The sequence below is a fragment of the Aulosira sp. FACHB-615 genome (genome assembly GCF_014698045.1).
In the GTDB taxonomy this organism is placed as follows: Bacteria; Cyanobacteriota; Cyanobacteriia; order Cyanobacteriales; family Nostocaceae; genus Nostoc_B.
On the sequence record NZ_JACJSE010000016.1, the window covers coordinates 17,428 to 35,002 of the forward strand.

Annotated in this window: 21 protein-coding genes and 1 tRNA gene; 11 read left to right on the top strand and 11 right to left on the bottom strand. The window is 39.5% G+C overall.

Going from position 1 to position 17,575, the window contains the following annotated elements:
* Window positions 1-217: 217 nt before the first annotated feature.
* Window positions 218-967, bottom strand: coding sequence for a sucrose-phosphate phosphatase (locus H6G77_RS22185; protein ID WP_190872759.1), 750 nt, complete (start codon window positions 965-967; stop codon window positions 218-220).
* Window positions 968-1,407: 440 nt separating this feature from the next.
* Window positions 1,408-1,481, bottom strand: a tRNA-Arg gene (locus tag H6G77_RS22190).
* A 37-nt stretch (window positions 1,482-1,518) separates the two neighbouring features.
* On the opposite strand from H6G77_RS22190, the gene moaC reads away from it, so the two are divergent.
* Entirely contained in the window at window positions 1,519-2,028 is a 510-nt protein-coding gene (moaC, locus tag H6G77_RS22195) for a cyclic pyranopterin monophosphate synthase MoaC (protein ID WP_190588616.1), read from the top strand.
* A gap of 251 nt (window positions 2,029-2,279) precedes the next feature.
* On the opposite strand, the gene H6G77_RS22200 is transcribed toward moaC, so the two are convergent.
* Window positions 2,280-2,477 carry a DUF2795 domain-containing protein gene (locus H6G77_RS22200; protein ID WP_190588617.1) on the bottom strand — a complete coding sequence of 66 codons (198 nt, stop codon included), beginning with the start codon at window positions 2,475-2,477 and terminating at the stop codon, window positions 2,280-2,282.
* A 416-nt stretch (window positions 2,478-2,893) separates the two neighbouring features.
* On the opposite strand from H6G77_RS22200, the gene H6G77_RS22205 reads away from it, so the two are divergent.
* The 6 genes from H6G77_RS22205 to H6G77_RS22230 all read left to right on the top strand — a co-directional run bounded on the left by H6G77_RS22205 (window position 2,894) and on the right by H6G77_RS22230 (window position 9,786).
* Window positions 2,894-4,099 carry a sigma-54-dependent Fis family transcriptional regulator gene (locus tag H6G77_RS22205; protein WP_190588618.1) on the top strand — a complete coding sequence of 402 codons (1,206 nt, stop codon included), beginning with the start codon at window positions 2,894-2,896 and terminating at the stop codon, window positions 4,097-4,099.
* Complete coding sequence (locus H6G77_RS22210) at window positions 4,089-4,472, top strand: response regulator (RefSeq protein WP_190588619.1); 384 nt, start codon at window positions 4,089-4,091, stop codon at window positions 4,470-4,472. The genes H6G77_RS22205 and H6G77_RS22210 overlap by 11 nt, the downstream gene beginning before the upstream one ends.
* Window positions 4,473-4,563: 91 nt before the next feature.
* Complete coding sequence (locus H6G77_RS22215) at window positions 4,564-4,821, top strand: hypothetical protein (protein WP_190588620.1); 258 nt, start codon at window positions 4,564-4,566, stop codon at window positions 4,819-4,821.
* A gap of 120 nt (window positions 4,822-4,941) precedes the next feature.
* Window positions 4,942-5,250: a DUF3181 family protein gene (locus H6G77_RS22220; protein WP_190588621.1), complete on the top strand. Its 309-nt coding sequence runs from the start codon at window positions 4,942-4,944 to the stop codon at window positions 5,248-5,250.
* A gap of 538 nt (window positions 5,251-5,788) precedes the next feature.
* The gene (locus tag H6G77_RS22225) at window positions 5,789-6,001 is read left to right on the top strand and encodes an acetyltransferase (protein ID WP_190872760.1); all 213 of its coding nucleotides are present in this window, start codon (window positions 5,789-5,791) and stop codon (window positions 5,999-6,001) included.
* 173 nt (window positions 6,002-6,174) lie between these two features.
* Window positions 6,175-9,786 carry a tetratricopeptide repeat protein gene (locus tag H6G77_RS22230; protein ID WP_190872761.1) on the top strand — a complete coding sequence of 1,204 codons (3,612 nt, stop codon included), beginning with the start codon at window positions 6,175-6,177 and terminating at the stop codon, window positions 9,784-9,786.
* 346 nt (window positions 9,787-10,132) lie between these two features.
* Here the strand turns inward: H6G77_RS22230 and H6G77_RS22240 are convergent, their stop codons facing one another.
* Together H6G77_RS22240 and H6G77_RS22245 are read right to left on the bottom strand one after the other, a co-directional pair.
* The gene (locus tag H6G77_RS22240; RefSeq protein ID WP_190588624.1) at window positions 10,133-10,375 is read right to left on the bottom strand and encodes a type II toxin-antitoxin system HicB family antitoxin; all 243 of its coding nucleotides are present in this window, start codon (window positions 10,373-10,375) and stop codon (window positions 10,133-10,135) included.
* Window positions 10,376-10,579: 204 nt separating this feature from the next.
* Complete coding sequence (locus H6G77_RS22245) at window positions 10,580-10,723, bottom strand: hypothetical protein (RefSeq protein ID WP_190671219.1); 144 nt, start codon at window positions 10,721-10,723, stop codon at window positions 10,580-10,582.
* Window positions 10,724-10,776: 53 nt separating this feature from the next.
* Here H6G77_RS22245 and H6G77_RS22250 point away from each other — a divergent pair, with 53 nt between their 5' ends.
* The 3 genes from H6G77_RS22250 (at window position 10,777) to H6G77_RS22260 (ending at window position 11,927) form a co-directional block, all read left to right on the top strand.
* On the top strand, window positions 10,777-11,061 hold the full coding sequence (locus tag H6G77_RS22250; protein ID WP_190872762.1) for a hypothetical protein: 285 nt from the start codon (window positions 10,777-10,779) through the stop codon (window positions 11,059-11,061).
* Entirely contained in the window at window positions 11,058-11,354 is a 297-nt protein-coding gene (locus H6G77_RS22255; protein WP_313954515.1) for a PIN domain-containing protein, read from the top strand. Before H6G77_RS22250 ends, H6G77_RS22255 begins: the two co-directional genes overlap by 4 nt.
* A gap of 144 nt (window positions 11,355-11,498) precedes the next feature.
* On the top strand, window positions 11,499-11,927 hold the full coding sequence (locus H6G77_RS22260) for a hypothetical protein (RefSeq protein ID WP_190872763.1): 429 nt from the start codon (window positions 11,499-11,501) through the stop codon (window positions 11,925-11,927).
* Window positions 11,928-11,990: 63 nt separating this feature from the next.
* Here H6G77_RS22260 and clpB read toward each other — a convergent pair whose 3' ends face one another.
* The 5 genes from clpB to H6G77_RS22285 form a co-directional block, all read right to left on the bottom strand.
* Window positions 11,991-14,609 carry an ATP-dependent chaperone ClpB gene (clpB, locus tag H6G77_RS22265; RefSeq protein WP_190872764.1) on the bottom strand — a complete coding sequence of 873 codons (2,619 nt, stop codon included), beginning with the start codon at window positions 14,607-14,609 and terminating at the stop codon, window positions 11,991-11,993.
* A gap of 255 nt (window positions 14,610-14,864) precedes the next feature.
* Entirely contained in the window at window positions 14,865-15,023 is a 159-nt protein-coding gene (locus H6G77_RS22270; protein ID WP_190588629.1) for a YqaE/Pmp3 family membrane protein, read from the bottom strand.
* Window positions 15,024-15,178: 155 nt separating this feature from the next.
* On the bottom strand, window positions 15,179-15,607 hold the full coding sequence (locus tag H6G77_RS22275) for an HNH endonuclease (RefSeq protein ID WP_190872765.1): 429 nt from the start codon (window positions 15,605-15,607) through the stop codon (window positions 15,179-15,181).
* The gene (locus H6G77_RS22280; RefSeq protein ID WP_190872766.1) at window positions 15,589-16,005 is read right to left on the bottom strand and encodes an STAS/SEC14 domain-containing protein; all 417 of its coding nucleotides are present in this window, start codon (window positions 16,003-16,005) and stop codon (window positions 15,589-15,591) included. The genes H6G77_RS22275 and H6G77_RS22280 overlap by 19 nt, the downstream gene beginning before the upstream one ends.
* 155 nt (window positions 16,006-16,160) lie before the next feature.
* Window positions 16,161-16,541, bottom strand: a complete 381-nt coding sequence (locus H6G77_RS22285; protein WP_190588632.1) for a hypothetical protein — start codon at window positions 16,539-16,541, stop codon at window positions 16,161-16,163.
* Window positions 16,542-16,669: 128 nt separating this feature from the next.
* On the opposite strand from H6G77_RS22285, the gene H6G77_RS22290 reads away from it, so the two are divergent.
* Window positions 16,670-16,846: a hypothetical protein gene (locus tag H6G77_RS22290; RefSeq protein ID WP_190671210.1), complete on the top strand. Its 177-nt coding sequence runs from the start codon at window positions 16,670-16,672 to the stop codon at window positions 16,844-16,846.
* A gap of 227 nt (window positions 16,847-17,073) precedes the next feature.
* Here the strand turns inward: H6G77_RS22290 and H6G77_RS22295 are convergent, their stop codons facing one another.
* The gene (locus tag H6G77_RS22295) at window positions 17,074-17,418 is read right to left on the bottom strand and encodes a translation initiation factor (RefSeq protein WP_190872767.1); all 345 of its coding nucleotides are present in this window, start codon (window positions 17,416-17,418) and stop codon (window positions 17,074-17,076) included.
* Between the last annotated feature and the right edge of the window lie 157 nt (window positions 17,419-17,575).

Consider the following 17,575-nt stretch of genomic DNA (forward strand, 5'->3'; position numbering starts at 1 on the left):
AGGTGAAATTTTGCCTCTCTATAAATATGCAAAAAACTAAAATTCATATATCAATGTTTATTCAACCAAATTTATAGTTCTTTCGACATGAAGATAATACAGATTTGTCCGCGTTTATCTGTCTTGAAAAGTTTTGCGCCGGGAAACCCGGACGCGCAAACTTTTCGCTGCGTCCATCTGCGGTTAATTATATTTTTTCTGTATCTTACTCAGTTAATCATTCCAAAAACCCAAAATGCTGCAATCCTTCCGTAATAGCATTAGCAAACTTTGCTGTTGCTAAATAACGATTTGGGTTTGGGTTAGCATTGTGCCAATCTAGCAATTCTGGTCTTGCATTACCGACAATGATACCTTTCTCCTCCCTGTGAGCAAACAAAGCAATATCGTTACCAGAATCTCCACAAGCAACAGTTTTGGTTACATCTATTTCTAAATGTTGCCGTACAAATGTCATTGCCATACCTTTATTTGCATGACGTGGCAAAATATCTACATCTTGTCCACCGCTATAAATAACTTGAATATCTAATCCCTGTTCTAACAAAGCACGTTCTAACTCTGGTACGACTTGTCCAGCTATTTTTTCATCTAAGAAATAGCTAACTTTAAAATCTCTTTGTTCACTTTCTGCTTGAGCTTGTAATTCAGTAAAAGTTGCAGATATTGTTTTTACTAAATTTCTATCCCAAGCTTGAGAAAGTTTGTCAGCCCATGTAGAATCAGGGTCTTGACTACCATTTATATAAATTTCTGTCCCCACAGAACAAACAAGTATATCTGGCTCTAATAGTTTCTTTTCTGATGCTAGTTCTTGATAAAGAAAAGGTGAGCGACCAGTGGAATAAACAACTTTAGTACCATATTGCTGACGATGGAAATCTAGCTGCTGATTTAGTTGTGCCATTGCATCGTCATCGCCTACAAGTGTATAGTCCAGATCCGTGATCAAAAGAAACTGTTTCACACTATGCCTCTTAAAATAGTAACTATAATAATTTCAAAAATAGATATATAAATAAATCAAACTACCACGTAATCTAATCTTGACATCTTTGGTTGATATCATTGATAGGTTTGGTTAGTAGGATATTGAGTATTCAAAGTATTTTGTTTACCCTGCATAGAGTTTAAGTTTGTTTTGTAATCAAAAAAATTGTAAAATTGGCTAAACACGGCAAATCATATCACAACTTTAGATTTATTCACACAATAATTTTTTAAATTGGGCAAGAGTAATTTACATTTAATACACCATTGAAAACATCAATCTTTAGTATTGATATTATTCCATGATTGTGCGGATACACTATATCTCTCAGATGACAGAGATTATGAATTGAAAAAGCAAAAGGCAATAGAATATAATCTTTTTGCCTTTTGCTTTTTTACTTTTGCTTTATTTAACGGGCGAGGAGGGATTCGAACCCCCGACACCGTGGTCCGTAGCCACGTGCTCTAGTCCACTGAGCTACACGCCCCTACCAGAAAAATATAGTAGCACCATATTCCCCAACTATGCAAGACAATTCTGAAAAAAATTTTTCTGCCGAGTTAAGTCATCTGGATTCCCAAGGACAAGCGCAGATGGTAGATGTTTCTGGCAAAGCGTCTACAGTACGCCAGGCTGTTGCTGCTGGGAGGGTGCGGATGCAGACGGAAACGTTCAATGCTATTCAAGAGGGTAATACGCCTAAAGGTGATGTGTTAGCCACGGCGCGGATAGCTGGGATTATGGCTGCCAAACAAACATCAAATTTAATTCCCTTGTGCCATCCCCTGCCATTACAGAAGGTGACTGTGGAAATTACCCCCGATTCTCAGTTACCCGGTTATCACATCCAAGCTACGGTTAAAACCAAAGCGGAAACTGGTGTGGAGATGGAGGCTTTAACGGCTGTGTCTGTTGCGGCGTTGACTTTATACGATATGGCGAAAGCTTTGGAAAAGTCGATTCAAATTGAATCAATTTATTTAGTTAGTAAAACGGGTGGGAAATCGGGAGATTATTCTGCATCAGAACTGTAAATTAGAGAAGTTTTGCGTTGTGGCTGTCATTAGTTATTTATCCAGGACTTACGTAAGTGTCACAATTTGTGGTTGGTGCGTGACGCTATAAATATTATGACTACGTTCAAATCTTCTCGTTGCGTCACACACCCTACAGAAAAAATATGCCAGTTGCGTAAGTCCTATTATCTTTGGTCATTTGTAATTACAAAAAATAAATCACTAATGACAGCCAAAATAAAATCTCGCACAAATAATTTTAGACTAGTTTATTCAATCTCACCTATGGCTTTATTGACATCGGTGGGATTTTCAAACTCTTCATTATCTGGCAGTTGCTCTAATAATGATAGAACTTTACGATCTGCGCCTTGCTTTTGAGCGTGTTGAACTAATTCTTGCTTACTAGCAGGATAATCTATTCCTTTTAAGTGTTTTTGAATTTCTACTGGGTTTGCTTTAGCCATTTTTGCCACCTATCTTTTATGGTTATTACCATATTCACCACTGACGATATTGGCTTCCTCTATCAAATAGGATAATCATTGCTGACACAGATAAATTTAGATGTCACTCAAATGGTTGATGTATTGCTGATGGGATTTGATATTGAGAGGATAAGATATTTATCGTATTTGTAATTAACGTTGTAATATGGCAATTTTGATATAAATTTTATTGGCTACGAAGTTGATTATTTTTGAGAAAAAACCACAATCAGAAAAGCTCAATGATAAATAAAAAATTAAGGTTTTGCGTTACATAAGTTTACTTCTATTTTGAGGTTAGCAGGAGAATTTGCGAGTTATCCAAAAAAAGTTGCTATAACAACTTAAGATGAAAGTATCAAGCTGAAATTAATCAGCTAAGGGATGTTGATTTTATGTCCCCTTCAGAAGTTGATGTATTAGAAGCTCGACGCTTATACAAATCGACGGGTGCGATTCCGGCTCGGATGTTGCGCTCGAATATTTATCGTGCTTGGGAGCGATCGCACCTCCAAGGCGCAAACTCTCAGGCTCTCCAAGCTGAAAAACTCTCAATCCTGGATACAGAGCGTTTAATAGAACAAAAGCAAACTTTAATTCAAGTTGCTGCACCTTATATTCGGATGCTTTCACAGGCGGCGGGGACTGATCGTCATGCAGTGATGTTAGGCGACAGTGAAGCGATCGTGTTGGATGTTGTAGGTGATAAACAAACTGTACAAGGGCCAGAACCTTTTCCGGGGCCTGGTTCTTTGCTATCGGAAGCTGTAGCTGGTGCTAATGGTATTGGTACGCCATTAGCAGAAGCAGATTATATAGAAATTATTAGTGCTGAACATTTTATTGAGGGGTTTCATCCGTTCACTTGTCAGGGAATTCCGCTACGGGATGACAAACAAGAAATTATCGGAGTTTTGAGTATCTCTCTCCGGCGTGCAGATGCTAGACAACGCTTAAAAGAAATATTGCTATGTGCTTCTCATGGTATTGAAGCAGAATTATTAATTGCTCACTTAGAAAAAGATGTGCGGCGAGTTCTAGAGTCTAACCCCAACGAATATCAACCACTCGAAGAATTACGTCAAGATATCATCCAAGCACATCAAGCTGCACGCTTAAAAATGGAAGTTATTTCGCGGATGGTAGCAGTTAATCGGTTAGACTACGCGATACAATTACTGCGTCAAGCTGAACAATCAATTCAAATATTTCGTCGCCGTGCAGAAATCTGGCGCAATTTAGCATCCTTTGAGATTGGCACATTCCAACCTGTGTGCTTGACTGCTAATATATCTGATTTAGTGGATCTTCTCTCAACGGAAGCTGTAATTCGTCAGGTGCAAATAATTACTGAATGGTATGAACCAATCACCGTAGTGGCTGATCCTAGAAGCCTTTTACGCCAATTGCTACGTTATTTTTGGCAAGCTTTTGATTGTGCTGGTAAAGGTGGAATAGTAAAAGTAGTAGTTAAAGTAATTCCTCACACTGAAATAGCTCAAGTCAGTTTCATTGTTAATTCAGGCTTGAATCTCTCTCCATCAACACCAACCTCCCAGATTTTTTATCTACCAATCACAAAAATCAAAGATGAACAGTAACAATACAGATAAGCGCAAAATCCTCATTGCCGATGATGATGATGATAGTCGAGCGATGCTGAGTTTTTTGTTAGAAGAGGAAGGTTGGGAGGTAAAAGAAGCGAGAAATGGTGAAGAAGCCTTAGAAACAGTGATTAAGGAGCAACCAGATTTATTAATTTTAGATAACAGAATGCCAAAGCTCTCCGGGATTGAAGTATATCAGCAAATTCAGGCGCAAGGGATAAAAATAGCGGTTGTTTTAGCCACAGCACATGGTTATCTCGACGAATTAGCCTCTTCTTTGGGAATTGCTCATTTTATTGCTAAACCTTATGACATTCCAGAGTTGTTAAAAACTATAGAGTCTGCTTACACAAGTTCTTTCAGTTAAAGTCGCTGTAGTTGAGGTCACAAAGATTTAACAGCTTTGCATCCTGACACATTAAAATAATCAAGTGTATTCAAAGTTGTAATAAATATTTATGCCTCCTCGTTGGCCTCGCAAACCCGATCGCAGTGATCCTGAATTTCGTAGAATAGATGACCGGATGAATTTTGCTGTCCATGTTGCTGTAGCTGCGACAATTAATTCTGGTCTTTGGTTCTTCCATAACCTGAAAGCCGCTAAATGGGAGTGGTTGCCGTTTTTAACCGCAGGTTGGGCAGTAGTGTTGTTGGTACACTTAGTTTATATCGCGGCGATCGCCAACTATTCTTCCACACCGCCTAAATCCACCTGAAGATGTACAGGTAATGTTAGGGTTTATGTAACCTGTGGGGGTAGAGTTAGCTTGATTAATTGAGCGATAATAATATATAGGTTGAGAGCGTTAGCTCTTTCTTAATATAGGGTGATTTTTATGGCTAAGACTAACACCGCAGAATTACTAGAAGCCCTAGCATCGGAAATTGGCGAAAATGTCTATATAGATATTGCCAAATGGCATCTTTATTTATCAGATGCCAAACTGCACACCGTTGTCGCTGAACAGTTATATCCTTTAATCACTTCTAATAATGTCAACGAAGACCGCGTAACTAAAGTATTAGAATCCATATCAGTCAAGATAGGCGGTGGGAGAAGAGAACTAGCACTAATTGATTTGCTACCCCTGCAATGTCAGGTCAATCTGGTGGATATTTTAGAAAAATATCAACGAGAATTCTAATTTTGGGATTTTAATTATTCCATAAATTACTCTTTTAACACCCCTATTCTTAGGAGGTGAGAGATATGAATGCCTATAAATCGTGTAGTGAATCTGTCCCGCCTCGGAATAAATTCCGAGTCTCATAGCGCAAGTCATCTGAAGATGACTCACCTAAAAATATCTTATAGTCCACTTGAGTGGACTTTGGCTATTAGCCTGGAACTTTAGTTCAAGGCGGGATGCGTTTCATACTGCCTATTTTCGACTTGTGTGTACACCGTAGCCTTAAAAGGAGAGGACTTAAACATTGAATGAAACAATGAGTTCTGATTCATAGAAATGCTACGGTGTAAACACAAATATTCGTGTAGTGCATCTGTCCCGCCTTGGAATAAATTCCGAGTCTCAGAGCATCGAGTCATCTTCAGATGACTCAACTAAAAATAACTTCCAGTCCACACTTTGTGGACTTTAGCTATCAGCCTGGAACTTTAGTTCAAGGCGAGATGTGTTTCATACTGCCTATTTTCGATAAATATTTTTGGAGATAAATTATATGTTGCTACAAATCAAAGATACGAGCGATTTAGTCAAAATTACTGATATTCAAGAATTAATCGACCCGAATGTTAATATCGTGCATGGAAAAGACCAAGAAGGTCAAGAAGAACAAGATATTGATACTTTTACCAAAGAAAATCTCGTTTTTCCTTCTGGGGAAAGCTTACCTCGCTGTTGGTTAGATGCTAACTATCGTGCAGCGAAATGAAGTAGCAGGTGATTGAGAGGCGATCGCAGCACAGTATCATAAAGTTCACAAATGCCAAGAAAGCTTGGGAACAAACCATCAAAATAGTATCGATTTTACGTAATCAGCCGACCTCTACGTGAATTACTGAGTTAAGTTACCATCAGATTAACTAACCAGTGGTAGAGGTAGTTATGGCGCAGAATTGGTTGCGGATTACTCATCAAGATGACAAAATCCAACTTTCTTGGCAACGAGAACAATCTGCGCCACGTTCAGCACCTCCAGTCACCTTTGAGCATCCATTTGATGAACAGACGTTAACCGAATTACGTTGGTATTTAGAAGAGTATTTAGATTTTCCTTACGGTATTTTCCCTGAGCAAGCCCAGAAAATCGAGCAAAAGTTTCAAGCGTGGGGACAGCAGTTATTTGAGTTAGTGTTTCCCCGCACCACCAAAGCTTGGGATTTTTTTCAAGAAGCTACAAGGGAAGGACTAGATAAATGCGAAATTAATATTTCTTCTGATAATCCCAAAGTACTAAATTTGCCTTGGGAGTTGCTGTATACCCCTGATTATCAATTTCTGGCACCATCTTTAAGGGGAATGTATCGCAGTCTCAACGGTTATGCAGTGCGATACATTCCCCAAGAATTACCCCAAGACAAGTTAAATATTTTACTAGTAGTTTCCCGTCCTTATGGCGAAAAAGATGTCGCTTTAAAAACTATCGCCCGTCCTCTACTTGAAGCCCTAAAACCAATTCAAAAATATGTCAACCTGAAAGTGCTGCGTCCACCAAGCTTTGAGGCATTTGAGCAAGAACTAAATGCTCAGAAAGGTTTTTACCATATTGTCCATTTTGATGGACATGGTGACTTTGACGAAAACAGCACCGGATTTCAACATTCCTACGGTAGCAAGGGGCAGGGAGTATTGGTATTTGAAAATATCGATGGTTCACCCCAAATTATAACTGCTGCCCAAATTGCCCAAAGTTTAAATGACTGCCGTGTGCCGATTTTTGTGTTGAATGCTTGTAAATCAGCACAGGAAGGAGATGGTAGTTTTTCTTCTGTGGCGACGCGCTTGGTATCTTTGGGGACAAAGGGCGTAGTTGCAATGGCTTATAACGTGCAAGCCGAAGCAGCCAAACATTTCATCGGCAGATTTTATCAGCAACTAGTCACGGGAACCGATGTATCCAATGCTGTAGCAGCAGCACGGCGACAAGTCATAAATCAACGTCTGCGTCCCAGTCCTAAAGGTGATTTACCCTTAGCTGACTGGATGGTTCCGGTGTTGTACCAGCAGGAAACTTACACACCGTTTACAAAAGTCAATCATCAAACAGAAGATTTTACTGATATTGATGACTTTTTGGCAGAACCCATCAGCAATTTATTCGGGTTTCCAGAACAAGGACGCTACGGTTTTATTGGGCGAGACTACGAAATTTTACGGTTAGAGCGAGCATTTCGCCAAAATAATATCGTGCTGTTGCAAGGTATGGGAGGTGTGGGTAAAACTGAACTAACCACAGGGTTTGCCCAATGGTTAGATGAAACTCAAGGACGTATGCAGGTATTTTTTACCTCCTTCGAGTCTGGCGCGTCACTAATTCGGGTAATAAACGAAGTCGGAAGAGTCGTTTGGGGTGATAAGTTTTCCCAGTATGAGGCAGCGCAACAACAACGAGCCGTCTTAAAATATTTGCAATCTCAGCCTTGTTTGTTGATTTGGGATAACTTTGAACCTGTGAATGGTTTTCCAACGGGGAATGAACCTTTACTGAGTGCAGAAGAAAGAAACAATCTCAAACAATTTCTCAAAGAATTACAAGGTGGTAAATCTTGGCTATTAATTACCAGTCGCCGCGCAGAACCTTGGCTTGATTGTGGATATAGTTTAATCAATTTGCAGGGATTATCTCAAGTTGATGCCCAAGAGTTCGCCGCCAAGATTTTGCAAACGGTAGGCGTGGAGAGAAAGAACCTACCAGCAGAGTATTTAGAGTTATTGAAATTACTGGGTGGACATCCCTTATCTTTGCGGGTGGTGTTACCGCATTTAAAGACGCAGACACCGACTCAGTTAATTGAAGCGTTGCGGCTGGGGTTAGATACTTTTAAAGGTACTGAGGAGGAAGGTAGGGATAAGTCGTTAATGGTGTCGTTAGATTATTCTTTTGCCAAGTTGTCAGAGAAGGCGCGGCGACATTTACCGTTTTTGGCGTTGTTTTCAGAACGGGTTTACATTGGTACGCTATCTCATTTTTTCAAAGATTTGGGATTGGAGAATTTCCCAAATTTTAGGCAAGCATATAAAAATATATTTGGAGAAATTTTAGAAATAGAAGACTGGCTGACGATTTTAAATGAGACAGCAGAAGCAGGAATTGTAGAAAATATTGGTGATGGTATTTACGAAATTCATCCCGCTTTACCTTGGTATTTACGCCAGAAAATATCCCAATACAGAAATGTCGAAGCAGTTTACGAACTTGAGACAAAATTAATGCTCTTTTATGTAATTTTAGCGGCTGCTCATGATATACAAGATAGAGGAAATGCTGATAGAGCAACTACAGTTATATTATTTGAAGAACCAAACCTACTGCACTATTTAAGTTTTGCACAAACTAAAAAAAATTGGAGTGCAGCAGCTAAAATTTTAAGAGCTTTAGGTCAAGTTTATGATATTCTTGGTTTGACAGCAGAGTATCGCTACTTCCGACGAAATGCACTTACTCAAATCGGTACAACCTTGCAGCAGATTAAAGCCAATGATAAAAGTGCTTTTGGATTTTGGACATATTTAAAAAGTGCTGATGCTCTAGAATATCTGCGACAAGGAGAGATAGAGAAGGCTAGAGTTATCCATCAAGAAATTTTAGATGGATATACAGCATTAGAAGATTCATCTGTCATTAATGAAATTGCAATTGCTTATGCAAATTTAGGGACTATAGCACGGGAAAGCAATGATTTTGATGCAGCCTATACCTATTATCAAAATTCGCTAAAAATTTATAAAGATGCAAATGATTCTTATCAAGAAGCAGCGGTTTATTATGAATTAGGAGTAACTGCAAGACAACAAGGTAATTTTTCTACTGCAACTCATTATTACCAAAAGGCTTTTAAAATTTATGAAGATGCAGGTGATCTACATAGGTTGATAGGTCTCTATCAAGAATTGGGTGTGGTAGCACGATACAAAGGAGATTACAAAGAAGCGATTTTCAATTATGAACAAGGATTATACATTTGTGAACAATTAAAACATGATTATTTTGCTGCTGGTATTTATCATGAGTTAGGTGAAGTTGCAAAAATGCAAGGAAATCTAGATTTTGCAAAACAACTTTATTACCAAGCTCTTCAAATTTATGAAGATAAAGAAGATTGGTCTAATGCTTCAGATGAGTACCAAGGTTTGGGTGAACTTGCAAAACTAAACAATAATTTTAATGAGGCAATAGCCTATTTTGAAAAAGCTCTTGATATTAGGATAGAGCTTCAATTCTGTAATAAAATATCGCAAACACTTATGGAATATGGTAAAACTTTAGAGCAGCAGAATAATTACGCTGATGCTTTGAAATTCTATATTCAAGTCTTACATAATGATATTCAGCATAAGCATAATAAAGAATGGATTTATGAAGATATTCAATGTTTAGCCCGTATGCTCAAGCAATTAAGCGAAAGTCAGTTTCAAGCTATTTGGCGCGAGGTGACGGGTGAAGAGTTCGCGGGTGCAGTGCGTGAGGCAATTTGGCAGGCGCGAGATAGGCTGTAACAGTTATCAGTTATCAGTTATCAGTAACCTCTTTTTCTTGCTGAGTATGGAAACTGAAAAACACTATACAAGCTGACAAACTCAAAGATAAAATCGATGTAGATGGTAACAAGCTCAATATTTTTTAGAGTGCTTCCCATTCATCTTTACTCATTTGTGCCTGTTTTAATATTTTTGCCATTAAACTTTTACTGATGTCTCCTTCATGGGGATTAGGAATGATTAATTTCATTTCGCCCTTAATTAATCATAAATTGATGCTTTTTACCTGAATATGTCCCTTCAAAACCAAGTTGTTTCAGGTAATAAATCAAATCCCGCCGACTGATTGCACCAAAAGTAGGCATTAAGCGACATCCTTATTAATAGAAAGAGAAATTCCATCTATCACGGGTAAACTATGCCCTAACTGTAAACCTAAGACAATCCACTCTTCTAAAGCTTCTTTTAACTCGTCTCGGCAAGTTTCAAGTGTGGTAGCATTGGCATACAATCCTTGCAGTCCTGGGATTTCTGCATAAAAAGTGCCATCTTCTAAAAGTTCATAAGTAGCCTGGTGCAAAGCTGCTTGAATATAGTTGGTTAACATTTGCTATCTGGGTTGGTTTTTGCGTTGTTAACATTTTATAAAATTTAGGGTGATTTACTCATAAGTTTTGTTTAAGTATTAGTGACGAAGATATAAGCATTTGCCACAAATGTTGTAATGTTTTGAATCAACGTTGTTATGTTTTGAATGAATGTTGTAATGTTCTGAATCAACGTTGTAACATTTTGAATGAATATTGTAATGTTATGCACCAACGTTGTAACGTTTTGAATGAATGTTGTAATGTTTTGCACCAACGTTGTAATGTTTTGAATCAACATCGTGACTTTGATAACAAACAGCAGTGATTGGTAAGTGGGTAGACGCTGTGCGGTTTGTCGTAGACATTACGCTGTTTAGAGTAACGGTGTTTTATTCTAGAAACAAAAAGGAGTAGCAGTATGCAAGCCTACAAACTGAATGCCAAAATTGATGAATCAGGTAATTTGATTATTGACGAACCTTTAAATATTGCCCCTGGTGAAGTGGAAGTGATTATTTTGCAGCCAATTGTGTCTAAGGAAAGTTTTGCAGAAGTCTCCACTGAACCACAAACAGACAAGCCAAGACGGAAATCTAAAGTGAAAGCATTTGCAGGTTTATTTGAAAATACTTCTCCTGTTCCATCTGACTTTGATGCTGATGCTGCGAGATGGGAAGCATTAAAGGAGAAGCATAACCTGTGAAAGTTCTGTTAGATACTAATGTCATTATTGATGATGCTCTGGAACGTGAACCTTTCCTAGCCGCAAGCGAGCAAGTTTTGGTAATGGTTGAGGATGGATTAATTGAAGGTTATATTTCAGCCTCGATTTTTAGTGATTTATATTATATTATTCGTCGTCCAAGGGGTAGAGAGTGGGCTGCTAATTATTTAAAACAGTTAGTCACATTCTGCCATATTGCTACCGTAGACAGTAACACAATTAACATGGCATTAAATGTTAATTTCAAAGATTTTGAAGACGCGATTCAATAAAGCACAGCAGTAATTAATCATTTAGATGCTATCATTACTCGCAATCCTGGTGATTTTCCTGTAACTACTCCCCGCATTCTTACACCTGAACAGTTAATTCAAGAACTTACCAATCAACCATAAGATACTTTATTAGCAATAATTATGACTACTCAATTATCTTCTAACGAAATTCAAGAACTGCAACAAATCATTGAAGATGAGCAAGCACAAAAAGCCCTCACGACTCTACAACAAAATAACGGTGATTTAGAAGCTAGTTTTGATGAACTTTGGCAAGAGCAATTTGGAAAAACAGCTTTCGGTAAAAATAAATCTTTATTACAATTGACCCTAAATGAAATTCGCGCGGAAATATGCGGCGATGAAGGTTTACAAGGCAAAATTAAAGAATATACGAAAAACCCTGGTAGTGCTGCTTTACTTAATAGTATTATTGGCTCGTTAGTCACTGTGGCGGCTGTTCATGGTATTCCTATTGATGCCGCGATCGCCACAATTGTAGTCTTATATATCCTCAAAATCGGCATTAACGTTTTCTGCAAATATACAGAACCAGATAACAACCCATAAAAAAACGCAAAGACACCCTTTATGCCTTTGCGCCTTTGCGCCTTTGCGCGAAATATTTACAAATTAGCTGCTAAATACTTCCACAGGTAAGCGACTAAACGCCAAGCGTTCATTCTGCACATCGACAAAGATGGTGTCGCCGTCGTGGAATTCGCTGCGGAGTAAGGCTTTGGCAATTTGGGTTTCTAACTCGCGCTGAATCGCCCGTTTGAGTGGACGTGCGCCAAATACAGGGTCGTAACCGACTTCCGCCAAGAAATCCAGCGCATGATCGGAGAGTTTGAGAGATATTTTGCGATCGCTCAACCTGTCTCTTAATCTTCCCACTTGCAATTGGACAATATGCCGCAGTTCTTTCTTATCTAAACTGTGGAAGATAATCAACTCATCAATCCGGTTGAGGAACTCTGGCCGGAAACTATTCCGCATTGCTTCCATGACTCGATGACGCATTTCGTCGTAGCGAGAATTATCCCCAGCAATATCGAGAATGAACTGCGAACCGATGTTGCTGGTCATAATAATAATTGTGTTTTTGAAGTCCACAGTATGACCTTGAGCATCGGTGACGCGCCCATCATCTAAAATTTGCAGGAAAATATTAAATACATCGGGGTGGGCTTTTTCAATTTCGTCAAACAAAATCACGGCGTAAGGACGACGGCGAATTGCTTCGGTGAGTTGTCCGCCTTCTTCATAACCTACATATCCCGGAGGCGCACCAATTAACCGCGACACGGCGTGTTTTTCCATGTACTCCGACATATCAATTCGCACCAGTGCGTCTTCAGTGTCGAACATATACGCTGCTAAGGCTTTGGCTAATTCAGTTTTACCCACACCTGTAGGGCCGAGGAAAACAAAGCTGGCGATGGGGCGATTGGGGTCAGCAAGTCCAGCACGCGATCGCTGAATTGCATCGGCGACTGCTGTCACGGCTTCCGCTTGTCCCACTACTCGATGATGTAATTCATCTTCTAAATGCAGCAGTTTTTCTTTCTCGGATTCCACCAATTTACTAATCGGGATTCCTGTCCATTTAGAAATAACTTCCGCAATATCAGATTCGGTAACTTCTTCCCGCAGTAAAGATTTACCACTTCTTTGAGCGTTGGCTAGTTCACTTTCGGCTAGTTCAAGTTTGCGGTGTAAATCAGTTAATTGCCCATATTTTAATTCTGCCGCGCGGTTGAGGTCGTAGTCTCTTTCCGCTTGCTGAATTTCTAAGTTTACCCGTTCAATGTCTTTTTTAACAGACTGAATTTTGTTGATAATATCTTTTTCAGACTGCCATTGAGTGCTGAGGGTTCTTTGTTCTTCTTTGAAATCAGCAATTTCTTTTTCGAGTCTTCCCAACCGTTCACGAGAAGCCGCATCGCTTTCTTTTTGCAGAGATAGTTTCTCCATTTCTAATTGAAGAATTTTGCGATCGATTTCGTCGAGTTCTTCCGGTTTGGAAGTAATTTCCATTTTCAACCGGGCGGCGGCTTCGTCTACTAAGTCAATGGCTTTATCTGGTAAAAAGCGATCGCTAATATACCGACTCGATAATGTAGACGCAGCAACTAAAGCACTATCAGAAATCTTCACCCCGTGGTGGTTTTCATAGCGTTCCCGCAAGCCGCGCAAAATCGAAATCGTATCTTCAACGCTGGGCTGATCAACATAAACTTGTTGGAAGCGTCTTTCTAAAGCGGCATCTTTTTCGATATATTTGCGATACTCATCTAAAGTTGTCGCCCCAATACAACGCAATTCGCCCCGCGCCAACATCGGTTTTAACAAGTTACCCGCATCCATCGCCCCTTGGGTTGCACCCGCGCCGACAACAGTATGAATTTCATCAATAAATAGAACTATATTTCCGCCAGATTCGGTAACTTCTTTTAAAACTGCTTTCAGGCGTTCTTCAAATTCGCCCCGGAATTTCGCCCCCGCAATCAAAGCACCCATATCTAAAGCGATGAGTTTGCGGTCTTTGAGGGATTGGGGAACATCACCAGCTACAATGCGTTGGGCGAGTCCTTCCGCGATCGCAGTTTTACCAACCCCAGGTTCCCCAATCAACACCGGGTTATTTTTGGTACGGCGGGAGAGAATCTGCACAGTCCGGCGAATCTCGTCATCCCGACCAATCACCGGATCAAGTTGACCTTTGCGGGCGGCTTCGGTGAGGTCACGTCCATATTTTTCCAGTGCTTCGTATTTACCTTCTGGATTTTGGTCGGTCACTTTCTGGCTCCCACGAATTTGTTTAATAATATTTTTCAGCTTGCCTTCGTCTAACCCGAATTCTTGGAGTAGACTTTTGCCAAAGCGGTCATCTTTGGCATAACCCAGCAATAAGTGTTCAATAGAAATATATTCGTCTTTAAAATCTTTGCGATAGTTCTCCGCCCGGTCTAACAAGGTGTCTAAACTGCGTCCCAAGAACACAGAACTACTTGTACCAGACACCCTTGGCTGACGCTGGAGAAATTGATCGGTGCGATCGCGGACTTTTTGCAAATTCGCACCCGCTTTGGTTAAAATACTGCTGGCTAAACCTTCTTGTTCTAGCAGTGCTTTGAGCAGGTGTTCGCTTTCGATTTGTTGTTGGTGATATTGTTTAGCAATATCTGGCGTGTGGGCGATCGCTTCCCAGGCTTTTTCGGTAAATTGGTTAGGGTTAGTAGGTTGCATAGGCTTTTTGAATAACCACTCCAAAGATGAGGCGCAGAGAAAACAAATTCTTATATGGTTATTGTATGAAGCAGAGCGCAACTAACTAGATCGGTCTTCACGTCTTGGGGAAGTAGTATTATTACCTGAACAATGAATATTTTCTCAATACACTGAGGCACAAAGTTCAGGTTTTGCCAAAATTGTCACAATGCTTGATGAAAACCACTATTGCTTACGTACTATCGATAATGGGTGATCATCAAGCGATCGCAATTATTTCTTGGCGATTATCCAAACTGCATGTACAATCCCCGGAATATACCCTAGAAACGTTAAAAGGATATTAATCCAAAAATCTTTGCCCAAACCTACTTGTAAAAATACTCCCAAAGGGGGTAGAAAAACCGCCGCTACAAGCCTAATTAAGTCCATATAAGCCTCCTGTCAGACTATATTTATACTCCTCAAAGATAGCATTGCCAGAATATTGTCCATCTGATGCTACCTACGGGGCTGTTTTTGCGTTCTAGCAAGTGCTGTGGAGACGCACAAGAGACTGAACATATACTCAAAATTGTTATCAAACATTAACATTCTGGAGGATGTTCACCCATTGCGTATAATACTCGACGTAAATTCACAACTCCTTCTCGATTCAACTGTAGGGTTTCTATCGTAGCTCTGCCTGTTGCAGTCAAACCAATAACTAGTGTAAAGTCATTATTCCACGCAAGATTCTCATTCCATAATTGTTGACGTGGGTGATATAGAGGCACAGTTTCGCCTGTTACCGGGTCATAACCTGCGATTTTATTATATTTGTGATTGTTGCAACCCTGACAAGAAAGAGCCAAATTATCTATATTTGTTTCTCCGCCTTGACTTTTGGGAATAATATGCTCGGCAGAAAAAGCTTGAAGAGCAAAGCGTTCTTGGCTTTTACAATATTCGCAACATCCATTAGCTCGCTGAACCACCAACTTTTTCTGCTGTGCAGTCACTCTATTTTCAGACATACATGGTTTGTTGCGTGAATATCTAAATTTTCCATTAAAGTATTTAGAGAAATGCCACGCAAACTTGCTAATTCTGCTAAATTTTCTAGACGCTGTGCTTGTATTTTTTCGATTTCCTCAGTTAATTGCAATAATTTTTGATACTCATCTTCAGAGAGAATTTCATCATCTCGTTTAGCAATCAATTCTTGGTAATCTCTGTGAAGGTTTACAGGAATGCCTTGATTAATTTTGAGTAATAATTCCGCTTCTGCTTGTGGCAGTTTAGTAGCTTTACGTTGTGCCTGTAAAACAATCACTTGCGCTACAAATTGTTCTAACTCAGACAAGTTTAATTGCTCAACTGCTTTGAGCAACTCTTCGGAAGATAATTGTACTTCAACTTTCACGACTGACATTATCTGCCTCTTGCCTGTTAATTTATTAGTAATCTTATCCTACAGTTCGGTGAACATCAGTGCGATCGCTATCAACAAGTCTTCATTGATAGTCATTTCTCGTAGGTTAGGTAGAACTTAGACACTAAAGGTAGTTCCCCAACCTACTTGCTTGATTATTGCATTCCCAGAAGAGTGATGACTTGTTCTAGATGATTTTTAGCATGATAGCGATGCAGCAGTTTTTCCTGCTGATATCTCTGCGGTATTTGCATCCTTCTACCTTCCATTGAGATTCTAATAAGAGCTATCTGCTCTGTTGTTGGTTCATTCATCTCATCTAGCGTTGCACTCAGATTTTCGTAGTTCGCAAATGATGGTATCCTCAAGCCTTTATTATTTTCCATTTGTTGTATTGCCAATAGCGGAAACGCCATCAGGGTAGTAATGTAGTTATCTTTGTAAGCACCGCTACCAGTGGAACGTAAACCGTATCGGTTACACAAAATTTTCAGTTGAGCCAGCGTCAACAGTTCTAATTCTGTTCGCGTAAACATAAAATAGAAATTGCCATTTACAAAAGTGGTTCGGTAGTGAACTAGTTTCCAGCTTGGTAACACTACCGATTAAAAATCCTAAACCGATGAAACCATCGACTTCAAGCCTTATTTATATTTCTACATAAATGCCTAAGTCAAAAGGTAAACCAGAAAATTTCGATAATCCAGAGAGTAGAGATTTATCTGAACAAATCAGCTTTCGTGTCACTAAGGAGATGAAGGAAGCAGTAAAAGCCAAAGATGATCCGCCAGAATTTTGCAGGAAAGCCATACAAAAGGCGCTAGAAGAGGATGAGAGTTAATATTTTAATGCGATCGCCTACATACTTTTTCATTAAAAGCGATCGCAGCAGTAGAAGTGGAAACCAACAAATGACATAAAAATTCAGAATACTGCGTTTATTTTATCGACTGAATTATGTTGGCAAAGTATTCTAATTTGATGTTGGGTTACGGCGCAATATAGACTTACCGTATTTTTGTCAATATATGTCGTGCGCCTTCACCCAACCTACTAGTACTTAAATCCTTAGCCGCCACTGAGTTTGGCTTTGTAACCTAATTTGGTAACAATCTCTAAAATTTTCTGCTTGTGTTCGCCTTGAATTTCAATGGTGTTCTCTTTGACTGTCCCACCTGTACCGCATTGGGTTTTTAACTGCTTGACTAAATCTGCTAAAGTTTCCGGCTTGGCTTGAAACCCAGTAATCACCGTTACCGTTTTCCCCTTGCGTCCGGTGCGGGTGGCTTGGATTCTCAAGTTTTGTTGTTGGGGTGGAAGTTCCTGAATTGGTCTTTCGATAGCGGCGGAGTTATCGTTACCGAATTCTTGATAGACAATCTTTTTATCAGAGTTTGATTTGGAAGCAGACATACAAAATTGCGGTAGTGATTCAGTTCTACTACATCCATTATGGTGTCAGGTAAGGCGAGTTTAACAGTGGTTCGCAATTTACCGTTTTTAAAGCAAAGGTATCTTGAATAGAGAATTGGTTTTGAATTACGAATTACAAATTAGTATTATCCACCCC

What these genes read in the sequence shown, in the direction of transcription:
- moaC (WP_190588616.1), top strand. Translation starts at nt 1,519, where the DNA reads ATGCAAGACAATTCTGAAAAAAATTTTTCTGCCGAGTTAAGTCATCTG.
- H6G77_RS22200 (WP_190588617.1), bottom strand. Translation starts at nt 2,477, where the DNA reads ATGGCTAAAGCAAACCCAGTAGAAATTCAAAAACACTTAAAAGGAATA.
- H6G77_RS22205 (WP_190588618.1), top strand. Translation starts at nt 2,894, where the DNA reads ATGTCCCCTTCAGAAGTTGATGTATTAGAAGCTCGACGCTTATACAAA.
- H6G77_RS22210 (WP_190588619.1), top strand. Translation starts at nt 4,089, where the DNA reads ATGAACAGTAACAATACAGATAAGCGCAAAATCCTCATTGCCGATGAT.
- H6G77_RS22215 (WP_190588620.1), top strand. Translation starts at nt 4,564, where the DNA reads ATGCCTCCTCGTTGGCCTCGCAAACCCGATCGCAGTGATCCTGAATTT.
- H6G77_RS22220 (WP_190588621.1), top strand. Translation starts at nt 4,942, where the DNA reads ATGGCTAAGACTAACACCGCAGAATTACTAGAAGCCCTAGCATCGGAA.
- H6G77_RS22225 (WP_190872760.1), top strand. Translation starts at nt 5,789, where the DNA reads ATGTTGCTACAAATCAAAGATACGAGCGATTTAGTCAAAATTACTGAT.
- H6G77_RS22230 (WP_190872761.1), top strand. Translation starts at nt 6,175, where the DNA reads ATGGCGCAGAATTGGTTGCGGATTACTCATCAAGATGACAAAATCCAA.
- H6G77_RS22240 (WP_190588624.1), bottom strand. Translation starts at nt 10,375, where the DNA reads ATGTTAACCAACTATATTCAAGCAGCTTTGCACCAGGCTACTTATGAA.
- H6G77_RS22245 (WP_190671219.1), bottom strand. Translation starts at nt 10,723, where the DNA reads ATGTCTACGACAAACCGCACAGCGTCTACCCACTTACCAATCACTGCT.
- H6G77_RS22250 (WP_190872762.1), top strand. Translation starts at nt 10,777, where the DNA reads ATGCAAGCCTACAAACTGAATGCCAAAATTGATGAATCAGGTAATTTG.
- H6G77_RS22260 (WP_190872763.1), top strand. Translation starts at nt 11,499, where the DNA reads ATGACTACTCAATTATCTTCTAACGAAATTCAAGAACTGCAACAAATC.
- clpB (WP_190872764.1), bottom strand. Translation starts at nt 14,609, where the DNA reads ATGCAACCTACTAACCCTAACCAATTTACCGAAAAAGCCTGGGAAGCG.
- H6G77_RS22270 (WP_190588629.1), bottom strand. Translation starts at nt 15,023, where the DNA reads ATGGACTTAATTAGGCTTGTAGCGGCGGTTTTTCTACCCCCTTTGGGA.
- H6G77_RS22275 (WP_190872765.1), bottom strand. Translation starts at nt 15,607, where the DNA reads ATGTCTGAAAATAGAGTGACTGCACAGCAGAAAAAGTTGGTGGTTCAG.
- H6G77_RS22280 (WP_190872766.1), bottom strand. Translation starts at nt 16,005, where the DNA reads ATGTCAGTCGTGAAAGTTGAAGTACAATTATCTTCCGAAGAGTTGCTC.
- H6G77_RS22285 (WP_190588632.1), bottom strand. Translation starts at nt 16,541, where the DNA reads ATGTTTACGCGAACAGAATTAGAACTGTTGACGCTGGCTCAACTGAAA.
- H6G77_RS22290 (WP_190671210.1), top strand. Translation starts at nt 16,670, where the DNA reads ATGCCTAAGTCAAAAGGTAAACCAGAAAATTTCGATAATCCAGAGAGT.
- H6G77_RS22295 (WP_190872767.1), bottom strand. Translation starts at nt 17,418, where the DNA reads ATGTCTGCTTCCAAATCAAACTCTGATAAAAAGATTGTCTATCAAGAA.